The organism is Chryseobacterium sp. WG14 (assembly GCF_024586945.1).
In the GTDB taxonomy this organism is placed as follows: domain Bacteria; phylum Bacteroidota; class Bacteroidia; order Flavobacteriales; family Weeksellaceae; genus Chryseobacterium.
The window spans coordinates 1-14,068 of sequence record NZ_JALCZD010000003.1; the positions used below are offsets into that span (position 1 = coordinate 1).

The 14,068-nt window shown below is 35.1% G+C and carries 14 protein-coding genes and 1 tRNA gene; 7 read left to right on the top strand and 8 right to left on the bottom strand.

What is annotated here, in order from left to right; all coding sequences use genetic code 11:
- Positions 1 to 36 precede the first annotated feature (36 nt).
- Positions 37 to 109: transfer RNA gene (locus MP478_RS06050), tRNA-Met, on the top strand.
- A gap of 421 nt (positions 110 to 530) precedes the next feature.
- Here MP478_RS06050 and MP478_RS06055 read toward each other — a convergent pair.
- From MP478_RS06055 to MP478_RS06085, 7 genes are all read right to left on the bottom strand, one after another.
- Positions 531 to 1,313, bottom strand: coding sequence for a GLPGLI family protein (locus tag MP478_RS06055; protein WP_257199915.1), 783 nt, complete (start codon positions 1,311 to 1,313; stop codon positions 531 to 533).
- 62 nt (positions 1,314 to 1,375) lie between these two features.
- The gene (locus MP478_RS06060) at positions 1,376 to 1,624 is read right to left on the bottom strand and encodes a hypothetical protein (RefSeq protein ID WP_257199916.1); all 249 of its coding nucleotides are present in this window, start codon (positions 1,622 to 1,624) and stop codon (positions 1,376 to 1,378) included.
- 403 nt (positions 1,625 to 2,027) lie between these two features.
- Positions 2,028 to 3,056 (bottom strand): hypothetical protein, encoded by a 1,029-nt coding sequence (locus tag MP478_RS06065; protein WP_257199917.1) that lies wholly within the window; start codon positions 3,054 to 3,056, stop codon positions 2,028 to 2,030.
- 101 nt (positions 3,057 to 3,157) lie between these two features.
- The gene (locus tag MP478_RS06070) at positions 3,158 to 4,210 is read right to left on the bottom strand and encodes a terpene synthase family protein (protein ID WP_257199918.1); all 1,053 of its coding nucleotides are present in this window, start codon (positions 4,208 to 4,210) and stop codon (positions 3,158 to 3,160) included.
- A gap of 477 nt (positions 4,211 to 4,687) precedes the next feature.
- Positions 4,688 to 5,713 (bottom strand): hypothetical protein, encoded by a 1,026-nt coding sequence (locus MP478_RS06075; protein ID WP_257199919.1) that lies wholly within the window; start codon positions 5,711 to 5,713, stop codon positions 4,688 to 4,690.
- Between the two features lie 558 nt (positions 5,714 to 6,271).
- Positions 6,272 to 6,511, bottom strand: a complete 240-nt coding sequence (locus MP478_RS06080) for an Ada metal-binding domain-containing protein (protein ID WP_257189044.1) — start codon at positions 6,509 to 6,511, stop codon at positions 6,272 to 6,274.
- Positions 6,512 to 6,517: 6 nt separating this feature from the next.
- Positions 6,518 to 7,231 (bottom strand): 2OG-Fe(II) oxygenase, encoded by a 714-nt coding sequence (locus tag MP478_RS06085; RefSeq protein WP_257199920.1) that lies wholly within the window; start codon positions 7,229 to 7,231, stop codon positions 6,518 to 6,520.
- 185 nt (positions 7,232 to 7,416) lie between these two features.
- Here MP478_RS06085 and MP478_RS06090 point away from each other — a divergent pair, with 185 nt between their 5' ends.
- Positions 7,417 to 7,863 carry an N-acetyltransferase gene (locus tag MP478_RS06090; protein ID WP_257189042.1) on the top strand — a complete coding sequence of 149 codons (447 nt, stop codon included), beginning with the start codon at positions 7,417 to 7,419 and terminating at the stop codon, positions 7,861 to 7,863.
- A gap of 452 nt (positions 7,864 to 8,315) precedes the next feature.
- On the opposite strand, the gene MP478_RS06095 is transcribed toward MP478_RS06090, so the two are convergent.
- Positions 8,316 to 8,897 (bottom strand): hypothetical protein, encoded by a 582-nt coding sequence (locus MP478_RS06095; RefSeq protein ID WP_230035050.1) that lies wholly within the window; start codon positions 8,895 to 8,897, stop codon positions 8,316 to 8,318.
- Positions 8,898 to 9,231: 334 nt separating this feature from the next.
- Here MP478_RS06095 and MP478_RS06100 point away from each other — a divergent pair, with 334 nt between their 5' ends.
- From MP478_RS06100 to MP478_RS06120, 5 genes are all read left to right on the top strand, one after another.
- Positions 9,232 to 9,597 (top strand): BlaI/MecI/CopY family transcriptional regulator, encoded by a 366-nt coding sequence (locus MP478_RS06100; protein ID WP_257189041.1) that lies wholly within the window; start codon positions 9,232 to 9,234, stop codon positions 9,595 to 9,597.
- Between the two features lie 5 nt (positions 9,598 to 9,602).
- Complete coding sequence (locus MP478_RS06105; RefSeq protein WP_257199921.1) at positions 9,603 to 11,417, top strand: M56 family metallopeptidase; 1,815 nt, start codon at positions 9,603 to 9,605, stop codon at positions 11,415 to 11,417.
- A 57-nt stretch (positions 11,418 to 11,474) separates the two neighbouring features.
- Positions 11,475 to 12,377 carry a GLPGLI family protein gene (locus MP478_RS06110; protein ID WP_257199922.1) on the top strand — a complete coding sequence of 301 codons (903 nt, stop codon included), beginning with the start codon at positions 11,475 to 11,477 and terminating at the stop codon, positions 12,375 to 12,377.
- 207 nt (positions 12,378 to 12,584) lie between these two features.
- On the top strand, positions 12,585 to 13,151 hold the full coding sequence (locus MP478_RS06115; RefSeq protein WP_230035058.1) for a sugar O-acetyltransferase: 567 nt from the start codon (positions 12,585 to 12,587) through the stop codon (positions 13,149 to 13,151).
- A 26-nt stretch (positions 13,152 to 13,177) separates the two neighbouring features.
- Positions 13,178 to 14,047: a GLPGLI family protein gene (locus tag MP478_RS06120; protein ID WP_257199923.1), complete on the top strand. Its 870-nt coding sequence runs from the start codon at positions 13,178 to 13,180 to the stop codon at positions 14,045 to 14,047.
- The last annotated feature ends 21 nt before the right edge of the window (positions 14,048 to 14,068 follow it).

Sequence of the window (14,068 nt, forward strand, 5' to 3'; positions counted from 1 at the left end):
AAGTAAGTGCTTTCGGTAGGCACTCTAAAAATACACCGCGGGATGGAGCAGTAGGTAGCTCGTCGGGCTCATAACCCGAAGGTCATCGGTTCGAGTCCGGTTCCCGCTACTCAATGAGAGAAGCAATACGTATTGCTTCTCTTTTTTTATGTGTGAAAATGAATGGTTACTCTGAAAGACGGAGGATCGGAGGATCAGGGATTAGTCTCAAAAGTTGGGGGTCAGGTTATCAAAAATTTAGTAACAAAAGCTGAGTGAAACGCTATAAACACTTTAGTTTATTTTAAGTTTAAACTGATTGGAAATAAAAAGTACACTTAAGCAAAAAATCTTTGATTTTTTTAAAACTTACGTGGACTTCAGTGAGCTTATTTTCAAAACTTTATTAAACTTAAGTGTTCAAAAAACTTTGTGACTTTTGACTGCGTCGAAATAACATTCATCGACTGAAAGGAGATAATCTTCGATTTGTGGTTAAAATAGAAAAATGTAAACAAGTTCAATATCCAAATAAAAATAAATTGAGATGTTTATTTTTTTAATTCAATTGGATTATTTCTCTTACTTAGATTCTTTTTGACTTGCTCCAGACTTTCCGGAGCAATTGTTAATCCAGTCATGGCAGCCTCATTAATCATATTATCATTAATGTTTTTCATCGCCTTCATATAGTCTTCTTTCGATACTTCTTTATGTTGTTTTAAATACTTTTCGGTGAAAATAACATTATCAGGGAGGCTTTTTTTCTTAATGCTAATTAATTCATATTTATAATTATTATTAGTGTCCTCTACTTTTATGATCAAACCAGGAAGCCCGCCGAACTTATAGGGACCATCCTGATACGGAAGATCCGTTGTAAACCACGCAACCCATTTTCTACCTCCATATTCTGTGGTGGCTTTCTGGGTATTGTAACCTTCTATCTTTTGTTTATCAGTAAGAATATTCCATTTAAAATTTGGATCTTCTTTGTATGTAAAATAATACTTCAGTAGGTTGTCATAGAAAGAGATATTTTTATTTTCTTTAACTATTACAGATTTAAAGCGGGTATTAGGTTTTTTTGAAAAATTAAAATTGGGGGATTTTTCAAAAGATTTCAATATAGAATCTCTTTTTAAAAAATTATCAGAAACAAAAAATGATTTTCCACCATTTACGAATAGAGTAAAATCCTCCATTCTAGTATTAAGAACATCGGTTGAATCCGGTGTATATTCTAGTCTATAACTGAAAGCGTAATCTTTTTGTTGTGAAAAGAAAACTGAAGAAACAAAGATTAGTATTAGTAAAAATTTATATTTAATCATATTCTTATGTAAAGAAAAGCATTACTAATAATGCTTTTCTTATTTTTTTAAATTATTTAAGTTTAACCACCACAAAAAAGAGCATCACCATCCCAGGCATTTTGAAGCATTTCAAGTGTAGTACTTCCACAGGCCCAACCTTTAACTCCACAACTGTAAGATACAGATACGCAGCCAAATGCAGTAGTTTTATTACTTGTTTCTTTCTTTGATTCTGTTTTTTCTTTGGTTGCAGTACTTTTCACTACAGCACTTTTTGCACTTACCAATCCAGCTGCACCAATTGCAGCAACTAAAAAGATTTTTTTCATATTGTTATTTTTTAAACCTTCAATAAAAATACATAAAAAATTTTATTCACCATTACAGGAATATGTATTTTTATAATTATTTTATTATGTAAAGTCTTGATTAAGTTAGATTTAATAATATTTTAGAATTTGTCTCATTGGAAATGTATTCAGTCATAATTCTTTTCTTTTCCTAATGATATGAAATCATGCCTATAAAAGATATAGCTTTATGTTCTGGACGGGCGAATCTAACCATTCTGGTAGTTTCCCTTAATTGATTTTCTTTCTGGATCCAGAGATGGATTGCTAACCCCAAGGTGTGAACAGAATAATTATTTCTGTAACTCATTTATAAAAAAACTACCTTTTTAAGGTAGTTTACAGGTTTTTGAGCTCTAAAGATATATCCGTTAATTCAGATTTATTTTTGTACAAAAATACTGTGCGGAATAAGAATATCATCTCCTTCTCTGCCATATTGAGGTACAATAAATCCTTTTGGTTCATATCTGTTTGTACCGGAATTATAATACCAGTTGGCACAGCCACTTATCTGTAGTTTTATGTGATAGATATGATCATATGCTGCTTCCTGAAATTCCCCAAAATCGGGAAGCGACTGGTGAAGATCATCCAGCTCCTGGCCGTACGCATCATGCAGCCTCATAGCCTCTGTACAGGCTTCCTGATAAGAGAGCTTGTACTGATGACTTAGAATAAAGATGATATTGAGACTTTCAGTTTCTATTTCAAGCTCTTTTTTCAGAGAGGCAAAATCATTCTGGATGACAATAATCAGGGAAAGGAGCTCTCTGCAGCGCTGTACAACGGGATGATTATAAATATGAACTGGCAGTGCAAAATTAGTGGCAGGATCTATAAGGTCACCATAAGGCCACATACCGATTGAATATTTCCGGAAACTGAGGTAATGAGCAAGCAGGGGATAGGTTCTGATTTCAGCTTGTTTGAAAGGTATTTCCTCCGCCATGCCATACATGATAAATTCATAAAAATTGATAGATACACGATCTATCCAGAATTGGGGCATTCCATTCGCCACCCATTCTTTTCTTGCCTGTGCCATCTGCCGCAGAATTCCAATTTCATCCGGACGCGGCTCATCCCCCATCATGACTTCATAGACTCTATCGGCCATTGCTTTAAGTTCTTTTGCCGGTGTTAATCCGAAATAGTCATCAAAAAGTGTGATATAGATCATCAACCTGGCACAAGGACGCATACGTTCTATAGAATCACAAGTCGGATTCATATAAGTAGCAACCCGGGACAGAAATTGAGGTTTACATCTTTTTATTCCTTCTTCAGAAATGAAAGTGTAATCCTCATCATACCAGGTTTTTTCTTCCTCATCAAAGGCGTCGGCAATAGGGCTGTTGACTGTTGGCCAGGGATAATGACATTGGGGAACTATTAATTCTTCTCTCATGGTTTTATTTTTATAAAGTAAGTTGATAATCTTATGTTTTGTCTTCAGTTTTTCTGATTTGACATCCTGAACTCCGTGTTTATTTAAGATGATGATTAAGATCAGACAAGCTTATTGTTGTTTTTTAAATTTTTAATCCAATATTCACGGTCAACATGTTTTATCTCTAAATCAAGAGACTGTTCATCAGTACCATATTTGGCAATGGCAAAACCTTCTTGAGTATAGCGTTTAGTTCCCGACTCATAATAGAAAGCATTGAGGCCATGGATCATTATCTTTACATGATATATATAATCTTCTACCATTTCCTGATAAAATCCAAAATCAGGTAAACAGGTCGTTATAGAATCAATTTCTCTAACCATCTCATCATGTATTTTGAGCGATTCTGCGATGGCTTCTTCCAATGGAACTTTATACTCATGCATTACAACCAGAATAATATTCAGTGTTTCATTATCTGTAGCCAGTTCTTTTCTTATCGATGCAAAATCATTCTGAATAGCAATGATCATTGATTGAAGCTCTCTCAGCCGGTTCATGGCAGGATGCTCGTGAATGTGTACGGGTAGGGCTTGCCCCATTGCAGCCTCTGTTAGGTTAACAAAGACCTTCTGTCCGATAGAGTACATTCGGATCAATAAATAACGGCCAATCGAGGGATAGGTATTGCTTAATTTAAATGGGGTTTCTTCCATCACACCATAGGTAAAATATTCTTGAAACTCCCTTGCCATACGTTCTATCCAGAATAACGGCATTCCATTTGCAATCCATTCTTTCCGGGCAGCTGCCATTTGGCGGAAAATACCGATTTCATCTGGTTGAGGGTCTTTTTCCAGCATGATTTCATAAGTGCGATCAGCGAAGGCTTTCAGCTCATCCAGCGGCATAATACCTACATAATCATCCATTATGGTATGATAGTAACCACAACGTAATATGGGACGCATGATTTCAGGATTACTTGTAACAGGCCACATGTTAAAGACAAAATCATATAACTGCTGCTTTCCGTATCTGTTTCTTGTTTTTTCCTCCAAAAAACCATAATCTTCTTTAAGCCATTTCTCCTCTTCGGGAAACTCTGTAAAAGGGCTGAAAACTCTCGGCCATGGATAACTGGGAATAGGGACATATACTGTTTTCATAGTTGTTCTTATTATATTAAATTTTTATGAAAATAATTAATCTGTTCTGCATGTAGATTGATAATGTCGGACCAGAGATAATTACTTCTGGGAATAATTTGCTTCGTTAAATTCTTCTATATAAGCCTGTTTAAACTAATTAAAAATGTATGTACAAAGCTGGGTGAAACGCTATAAACACTTTAGTTTATTCTAAGTTTAAGCTGATTAAAAATAAAAAGTACACGTAAGCAAAAAATCTTTGATTTTTTTAAAATTTATGTGAGCTTTATTAAACTTAAGTGTTCAAGAAACTTTGCGGCTATGTTGAATCTTCGATTTGTGGTTAAAATAAAAGTTTACATGAGCTCTATTCATAATATTTAAAATCTATTTTAATAGGATGGTTAAGTAGTCAAAATGAAAGCATTTTTAGTAAACAATAAACTTAATTTAATTTCAATTAAAGATTGCTGTAGTACATTTTATACTACTTTGCTATTTACTAAATTTAACATGGTTGAGCTTTTCCTTCAGTTCTCTCGCTTCTGGAAACTCCATTGCATTGTAACGATCCAGTTTTGTAGATATATTTTTCCATCCACTGAGCACCATACTCATATAGTGTACCCAGTTTACAACGGCATCCTGCCATATTCCAAAATCAGGAAGAGAAGCCTGTAGTTCTATGAATTCTTTCAGATCTTCATTATGAAGGCGCAAATCTTCAAGACAGGCTTCTTTCAAAGACATCTGACGTTCATGCTGGATTACCTTTACAATATTGTAATAAATACTGTCGGTTGCCTCATCTTTCAATACAGACTGTACTTCATTGAAAAAGGTAACCAGATGACAGGCCAGTGTCTGTAAACGGATGATCACCGGGTGCTCATGGATCTCCTTCGGAAGAATAATTCCTGTTTCCAGCTCTGTAAGCTGAAGGAAAGGATAAAGGCAGATAGAGTTTTCACGTAAGGCAATACATTCGCTCACACTGGGATAGGCTTTATTTTTCTTGTATTTTAATTCGGTTTCTAATCCTGTAAAATATTTGCTGATCATTTTTGTAAACCGGGAAACCGATTCCTGGGGAATAAACTGTAATAGCTCCTGTCTTAATGCGGCCAGCATAGGACCTAATGGGATTCCGGAATCTTCAGCACTGATCTCGCCATTGAGTATGGCAATTGATTGGGCATGTATATGTCCGATATCTTCAGGCTCACTTTCTTCATAAAGGTCATCATTGTAGAGGGTCCACAGCATCAGTCTGCAGATGGGTTTGAACCGTTCTGGTGATGCAGTTGGAAACCATTGGGCCGCAATATGGGCCGTCTTTGTTTTTTTGTACTTTTTGCGTAGATCGGGATTCTGCTCATAAAGCCACAGGTATTCCCCGTCGATCCATTGTTTCTCGGTGATCTCCTGCAATTGCTCGGCATTGGGATTTTTAAGTGTTGGGAACGGGTACCTGAACTGATTGCGAAGCAGTTCAAGGGTACTAAAATTTTCATTGTTCATGTGTGATAGTTTTGTTACTAATATATCATTTTATTTAACATAATATTAATTTTATTTCACATGATATTGACATTTGATGTAATATATTCTAAAATAATAGTATTAATGGGAAATTGAAGAGATGAAAAAAAATTAATGATGCTATGGGGTCAGGATATCTCTACTTATTCTAAACATATTTTCATCCTTTTTCTCATCCTTTTTTATCACGGACATCCATAGAATATGAAACATGGATAATGAGCGATTAACATGCGGTAAGGGCTGCTTGATAAAAAAGTAAGAAAGAATAAGTCCCAGAAGGCTACTTTAAGAAATCAAACAGTTTCTTTGTCATTTCGCCAGGAATCTAAACGAGACAATTCATAAAGTAGGGTATATATTCCACGCTCCACTACATTTCGCTCTGAATGACACCTTGTTTGCTTAAATTTATTAAATCCTTGTTATAAGGGATTGTTACTCATTTCAATTCGATGACTGCCGGACGTTATAACCGAAAACAACTTCCAGCCATAAACCATTTACTTTCTTACCCGAACTCAGGTTAAATAGGATCTATTTATTTTTCCAGATTTTATATTTTTCTTTCATACAGTGCCCACACGGGCGATAATTATTTTGCATTGCTTCCTGCTCAGATACAAAGAAAACCCTGTTTTCCCGGTTCATTCTTTTGCCTGACTTACAATGAAGCAATCCATATATTTTTAGTTTTTTATTTCCTCCAAAACAAATTTTCCGGTGGTGTATGTTACTTCTGAGAACAGAATCTGATAGCTGTGAATGCTGTATCATATTGTTTTAGTTGGCAGCATCATGGAAAATGATTCCCAGGGCGTATCGATTTCCTTCCTTTACTTCACTTACTCCATGTTTCATATTAACCCTGTAATAGCCTTTTGTTCCTTTTTCAGGTTTGAAATTGGTGGTAAAAATAAGCAGATCACCTTTCCCTGGTTTTAAAACAATAGCTTTAGACTGTGCTCTTGGGACCTGTTGGGTTAATACAAACTCACCTCCGGTGAAATCTTTTTCAGGTTCACTGAGCATGGCAACAATCTGGATTGGGAAATACAGGTCTCCATATAAATCCTGATGTAAAGTATTGAAACCTCCCTTTTCATATTGTAAGATTAAAACAGTTGCTTTCTGCTGACCATTGCTGTGGCACTGCTTCAGGAATTCTGCATGCTCTAATGGAAAGGTTGTATCCATATGTAAAGCCTTGAACCAGGAATTGGCAATAGAAGCCAGATGAGGGTATATGGTGGTCCGTATCATTTGAATCAATGCAGGAAGGGGATAATTAAAATATTTATATTCCCCTAAGCCAAAGCGATGCCGGGCCATAACAACGGTTTTACGATAGGATTCTGAATGGTTGTAATTTGACTTCAGCAGCTCACAGTCTTCATCTGATAAGAGATTACGAATAACGGCATATCCGTTTTGATGCATAGCTTCAGTAATAGAGTGCCAGTCTGTATTGTTGATTTTTTGAATAATATCTGTCATGATTTTGTTTATGTACAGCAAAGATCCAATGTTATTCATAGATATAAAATCCAGAACATGCGGAAAATGGGCTGGATGACCATAATACATCTTCGTTCTGGACTAGCTGTATAACTTTAATCTGGAGTATAAAACCAGTCCTCTTTAAAGGTACTTTTGCACCGTTAATACAAATAAATATAACGATGAATTACACCATTAAAAAAGCGGGTCTTGAAGATCTGAATGAAACAGCAGAATTGTTTAATCTTTACCGTATCTTCTACAGACAGGAATCAGATCTGGAAAAAGGAAAGGCCTTTTTAAAAGAAAGGTTTTTAAACAGCGAATCAGACCTGTTTCTTGCCATAGCTGACGGAAAAGCTGTAGGATTTGTCCAGCTTTACAAGCTTTTTCATTACACCAAACTACAGAAGCAGTGGCTGCTGAGTGATCTGTTTGTACATCCTGATTATAGAGGAAAAGGGCTTTCTGTAGCTTTAATTGACCGCAGTAAACAATGGTGTGAAGAGACCGGTGCATGTGGACTAATGCTTGAAACAGAGAAAACCAATGATATTGGAAATACCCTTTACCCACGTTGTGGATTTGAATATGACGGACTTCACAACTATTATTACTGGTGGAGATAGGTGAGGAGTTGAGAGTTGAGAGTTGGGAGTTGGGAGTTGAGAATGAGGGTGGATAGGGGATGTAAAGTGTTGACCTTACGGTGTTAAAGTATGATATTTCATCTTATATGTTGATAAATAATAGCCGGTAGCCTGGTTTGGGGCTTTTCATTTTCTAGTTTTTTCTATAAAATAGTAGTATTAGTTCTACATTTATTATTATTTAATTCTACATCTATCCTTTTACTTGTACGAGACATAAAGCTATTTTTGTAAGAGCTCTGAATAATCAGAATTAGGACAGCTGAGTACAGAGCTTTATGAAAGAAAATTAATCTCCGCCTCATTTTCTACTTTTTCCCCACGGTTTTATGATTAGTACCACAAAACTGCTTGGCGGAGATTTTTTTACTTCAAATAAAAAGAGAACCACATTTGTGATTCTCTTTTGTTTTTTATTCATTACCTCTGTATTACGGAGCCAATTGAGCGTAAGGAGTCAGCTTATTATCATCAGACATGGTCTGATCCAAAAACTCTCTTTTCTGATTTGCTTTCATCCTTCCGGCAGCCTCATTAGCACTGAAATAAGCTTCACTTAGCTTTGTAGCAAGTTCTGCAGGCTTGAAATCAAATTTTGTATCACCTTCCACTCCCAGGTATCCATTTTTTTTGGTAAGGTTTGTAATATAGTTATTATAATTGATTAATGTATTTCTCAGATATTGAGTATGATACTCCATACATTTTTTAGCTTTCTTGGAAGAATTATTAAGAATACAGTTCTTCATATTGTTTCTGTATAAAAACCATTCAGATTCCAAAATTTTATATTCTTTACCCACAGCAATTTTTCCGTTTGTGACAATATTATTATCGCTTTCTTTGGTAGCAATGTTCTGAAGATGCTGCATTACCAATGGAACAGTAGCCTCAATTTTAGATTTTGTTTCCTTTAATACACTGAGATCAGCAGCCGGAGAATTCTTCTTTTGTGCTGTTGTTACGTTAAAAATAAGCAGTAATAGTACAATCAATAAATTATATCTTTTCATGAGAAATTTTTAAAGCACTAAAATAAATATAATTTCCCGGTTTAGACAAATCCATTTTAATTTTATTTAATAAATTTTAACAAGTTTTAAGAATTTAAAGGTGAAATCATCACTTTTCTGCTGATTATATAGCTGATAATTTACTGCCACTAAAAAATATGTATATTCAATATAAATTTATTTATTTGATTATCAATGTGTTAATGTATTAGCATCTCCTATCACTAAAAAAATAGTTGTTAGATTCAATTTTATGTCTACATTTGTATAACTAATTTCTTAGTGATATAAGATGCATGGATCATATATCACCTTAATGATAAATGAAAAGGATATGAAAATTCAAACCTTAACCAAAGCAGAAGAACAGGTAATGCAGTATTTGTGGAAAATAGAAAAAGGATTCCTTAAAGATATTCTTGATCTTTTTCCTGAGCCAAAACCACATACCAATACCGTTTCTACAATTTTGAAAGTATTAAAGGAGAAAGAATTTGTAGATTATGATGTCTACGGAAGACAGCATGAATATTATCCGTTGGTTTCTAAAGAACAATATTCGGGGAAAACAATGAAAAGCCTTGTGACGAATTATTTTAAAGGTTCCTACAAAAGTGCCGTTTCGTTTCTGGTAGAGAAAAATGAAATGACCGTTCAGGACCTTGAAATGCTATTAGATGAATTGAAAAAGAAAAGCTAACAATCATGGAAACACTGCTTCTGTACTTTGGAAAAGTAATTGTATGTTCTGGTGTAATGTTTTTATATTATCAGTTGTCTTTAAAAGACAAGACATTTCATCATTATAACAGATTTTACCTTTTGTCAGCAATACTCATCTCATTATTGCTGCCTTTGATCAGGATAGACGATTTTACGATAGAAGTAAATAATGATATGTATATGCTTCTTGATAAGATTCAGAATTTTAATACAACAAAAAATATAGACCATGGTCACATTTATTTTAACATTATTTTTTCAGCTCTGGGACTGGTTTCTCTCTATTTTGTAGGAAAACTGAGCTATGGGATTCTTAAAATCCAGCAGTTTAAAAAACAGTTTCAGAAAGAAAGCTTTGACGGCATTAATTTTTACCGTACAGACCTGACAGAAGCCCCATTTTCATATTTTAAAAACCTTTTCTGGAAGAATGCAATCACCTTGAATTCTGATATCGGAGAACAAATTTTAAAGCATGAAATGGTACATATTGAGCAGAAGCATTCATTTGATAAAATCTTTATTGAAGTGATCACCTCTGTGTTATGGTTCAATCCATTTTTTCACCTTATCAAAAGAGAAATTAATTTAATCCATGAATATCTGGCTGACAAAAAAGCCGTAAAACATTCGGACACCAAAGCATTTGCGCAGATGCTTTTAGCAAGCCACTTTTCCGGAACACAGTTGCCTGCCACCAGTCCGTTTCTAAGTTCAAACCTTAAAAAAAGACTTAAAATGTTACAAAAACCTAACACCAAATTCGGGTATGCGCGAAGAATTTTTGCATTACCGGTTTTATTTTCAGTGGCTTTTGCCTATATGGTGAATGCTAAAAATAAAGAAATTGAAGAAACGAATATCTCCATTAAAAATGCCGTTTTACAAATTCAAAAAGATACAGTAAGACCCGGAGAAACTGAACAGAAGAAAATTCAGGAAATAAAGGCGAATGATTCTGATGATGATAAAAAGTTGTCTAAAATCCAAAAGAAGATGGATGAAAAAGGAAAGGAACTGGATAAACTGAAACCCGGCAGCAATGCTTTTAATAAGAAAATTGAAGAAATAAATGTACTTGCTTCAGAAATAAGCAAGATTGCTGACCAAAAAGCTCTTAAGGATACGGAAGAATATTTCAAATCTCCTGAATGGAAAAATCAAATGGAAGCACTTGAGAATATGGAAATTGAAATACCTGAACCTTTGGCAGGACCTACTTCTCCTGATGAACCTAAAAGTCCTACTGTAATATATTCTAAAAATAATAAAACGGTATTCTATAAAGACCTGGGTCCAAAAGAAAAAGCAGAAGTCCGAAAAGCGATGAAGGAAGCTAAAAAGGCAATGGAAGAGGCTAAAAATGCCATGAAGGAAAATGAAAAGGCAAGAAAAGAAAATGATAAAGCCAAAATAGAGTCAGACAAAGCGAGATTAGAAAGTGAGGTGGCCAGAAAAGAAGGAGTGAAGGCAAGAATTGAAGCTGAAAAAGCCGCGTTGGAAAATACAAAGAATTTCAGGAAAGTAAGTTTCACCTCAGTAGGCAGCTCTCCAAAAGTGATGGTAATGCAGGCGGATTATATTAAAAAAGATGGTGACGGGAATATTGCCATGAATGGCATAAAAAAATTCAAGGTAAGCGGATGGGATGATCTGAAATACTATATAGATGGAAGAGAAGCATCTAAAGAAGAAGCGGATGCCTTAAAACCTGAAAATATTGCAGGCGTTACTATTTTCAAAGAAAACAAAGCTAAAGGCACACGGAACGAAATAAGAATTCAGACAAAGAAATAACGTTTCATCAGGCTTTGTCAATATTGATATTGACAAAGCTTTTACTGACAAATCATTATGAAAAATAAAATTCTGTTCTTTATATTACTGGGGATCTTCACCAGTGCCCAGACCAATAGGTTTTTTTATGAATACAACTTTATTCCGGATTCCAATCATAAGGAAGAAGTGAAAAAAGAAATGATGTTGCTGGATATTGATAAAAAGGGATCCAGTTATTACAGCCATGATAAATTTGTAGCAGATTCCATAGGAAGAGCCGAACTTGAAAGACAACTGAAGTCCGGAGGAGGAAACATAAGTGTTAACAGAAGGGAAAAATCTGGGCAGGTTTCTTATAAAGTAACCAAAGAATATCCGGATTTTAAAACCTCTCTCTTCAAAAATATTTCTACTGACAAATATAAAGTAAAGGAAGATAAAAAGCCTGAGTGGAAAATACTCCCTGATAAGCAAAAAATTGGAGAATATAATGCCCAGAAAGCAGCAACAAGCTTTGGAGGAAGAGAGTGGACAGCCTGGTTTACTACAGATATCCCTTTTCAGGACGGTCCTTATAAATTTTACGGGTTGCCAGGGCTTATTGTAAAGATTGAAGATGCTACGGGGTCTCACAGCATGACGCTGATAGGTAATAAAACTGTAAAATCTGTAGATGCAGAAAAAGATATGCAGGTTCCTGAAAATGTAAAGATATTAGGATTCGGAAAAGAAATTGAGGTAACGAAAGATCAGTTTAAAAAGGCATGGAAAGCCTATGTGAATGATCCTACTAAAAATATGAGAGAGTTGATGATGAAAAATGGGGGAGACGGTAATACTAAGTTTGCCTTTAAGGTGAAAACCTCCGATGGAAAAGAAATTTCTGACCCCAGTCAGGTTTACCGGGAAATGGAAAAAAGAACAAAAGAATCGCTTCAAAAAGATAACAATCCGATAGAACCGGACCTGGTGAATTAAATTATATCATTTATTATTGAAACAGAATGTCACCGGCATTCTGTTTTTGTTTTTTAAGGAATCGACCATAGCCAACATCAGAAAATAATATCTGCTGTGTAAAAGAATACTTATTGAACTTGATTAGTTTTAAACAGGCTTATTATTACTATTATTGCAAATATTCTTACCTTTTAAGCAACAAATAAATTTTCAACTTATCATCTTATGACAGAAAAGGAAAAATGTGCAGCCGGACTTTTATATGATGCAAACTATGACAAGGAACTGATCAGCGAGCGTATTGCCTGTAAAGACCTGTGCCAGGAATATAATGAATTGAAGAACTCTGACGCTGAAAACAGAAGCCGGCTCATCAGAAGAATTATTGGAAGTACGAAGGAAAATATTTGCATAGAACCTGTTTTTTGGTGTGATTACGGATATAATATTGAAGTGGGCGAAGATTTTTATGCCAATCACAACCTGGTTATTTTAGACTGTGCCAAAGTAAGGTTTGGAGATCATGTTTTTATAGGTCCCAATTGCAGTTTCTATACTGCCGGCCATCCACTTGATGCAAAGCAGAGAAATAAAGGATTGGAATATGCTCATCCCATTACTGTAGGAAACAATGTCTGGCTGGGAGGAAATGTTGTTGTTCTGCCCGGAGTAAGCATAGGAGATAATTCCGTAATAGGAGCAGGAAGTGTAGTGACTAAAGATATTCCTGAAAATGTGGTAGCTGTAGGTAATCCTTGCAGGGTTGTTAAAAATATTTCCGAAGAAAAATAAGATTACATCACACAAAATAACTAACAATGAAAAAACTAATCGCCTTAACGATTCTTTTAGTGAGCATCATAGCCAATGCACAGAATCAGAGATTCATGTATGAGTACCGGTATGTCACAGATTCTACTGCCGGAGGCCAACCGGAGACGGAGATCATGCTGCTGGATGTTGTTCCAAAAGGTTCAAAATTTTACAGTAAAGATACCTTTGAAACAGATTCTCTTATTGCTGCAACTATGGAAAAACAGTTTAAGGCCGGAAGTGAAGAATTAAACTTCTCAGGCATTCAATATAAAGGTAAAATACGGTATAGTGTTGAAAAGATGTATCCGGATTATTCAGTGATTTTTTTCAATAACCTGATTGCTGACGAATATATGGTAAAAGATGAAAGAAAACAGCAATGGAACATCCTTTCTGATAAAACAAAAATTGGCGAATTTACTGTTCAGAAAGCAGTCTGTGACTTTATCGGCAGAAAATGGACCGCCTGGTTTACCACAGATCTTCCTATTCAGGATGGACCCTATAAATTTCACGGGCTTCCGGGATTAATTGTAAAGCTTGAAGACGCTACCCATACCCATTCATTTGAGTTAAAAGGAAATACAAAGCTTTCGGCAGGATATGAATGGAAGAGTACTAAAGAGAAAGAACGATTTAACCCGATCATTATGGTGAATGAAGAGAAATATAGAAAAGCTTTTAAAGAGTATCGTGCTGATCCGATGAAAAGCGAAAGGCAGATGATGGCCCAGGGGGTTGTTATTAAAGAAATAGATGCATCAGGAAAAATGACCACTGCTTCTGATTCAGAAAAAAGGGATAAAGAAATAAAACGAAGGAATGATGTACAGAAGGAAAATAATATTCTTGAGCTCGACCTGTTGAAATAAGCAGGCTATTATAAAACAAAA

Coding starts and splice junctions, on each gene's coding strand:
- MP478_RS06055 (WP_257199915.1), bottom strand. CDS start 1,313: ATGATTAAATATAAATTTTTACTAATACTAATCTTTGTTTCTTCAGTT.
- MP478_RS06060 (WP_257199916.1), bottom strand. CDS start 1,624: ATGAAAAAAATCTTTTTAGTTGCTGCAATTGGTGCAGCTGGATTGGTA.
- MP478_RS06065 (WP_257199917.1), bottom strand. CDS start 3,056: ATGAGAGAAGAATTAATAGTTCCCCAATGTCATTATCCCTGGCCAACA.
- MP478_RS06070 (WP_257199918.1), bottom strand. CDS start 4,210: ATGAAAACAGTATATGTCCCTATTCCCAGTTATCCATGGCCGAGAGTT.
- MP478_RS06075 (WP_257199919.1), bottom strand. CDS start 5,713: ATGAACAATGAAAATTTTAGTACCCTTGAACTGCTTCGCAATCAGTTC.
- MP478_RS06080 (WP_257189044.1), bottom strand. CDS start 6,511: ATGATACAGCATTCACAGCTATCAGATTCTGTTCTCAGAAGTAACATA.
- MP478_RS06085 (WP_257199920.1), bottom strand. CDS start 7,231: ATGACAGATATTATTCAAAAAATCAACAATACAGACTGGCACTCTATT.
- MP478_RS06090 (WP_257189042.1), top strand. CDS start 7,417: ATGAATTACACCATTAAAAAAGCGGGTCTTGAAGATCTGAATGAAACA.
- MP478_RS06095 (WP_230035050.1), bottom strand. CDS start 8,897: ATGAAAAGATATAATTTATTGATTGTACTATTACTGCTTATTTTTAAC.
- MP478_RS06100 (WP_257189041.1), top strand. CDS start 9,232: ATGAAAATTCAAACCTTAACCAAAGCAGAAGAACAGGTAATGCAGTAT.
- MP478_RS06105 (WP_257199921.1), top strand. CDS start 9,603: ATGGAAACACTGCTTCTGTACTTTGGAAAAGTAATTGTATGTTCTGGT.
- MP478_RS06110 (WP_257199922.1), top strand. CDS start 11,475: ATGAAAAATAAAATTCTGTTCTTTATATTACTGGGGATCTTCACCAGT.
- MP478_RS06115 (WP_230035058.1), top strand. CDS start 12,585: ATGACAGAAAAGGAAAAATGTGCAGCCGGACTTTTATATGATGCAAAC.
- MP478_RS06120 (WP_257199923.1), top strand. CDS start 13,178: ATGAAAAAACTAATCGCCTTAACGATTCTTTTAGTGAGCATCATAGCC.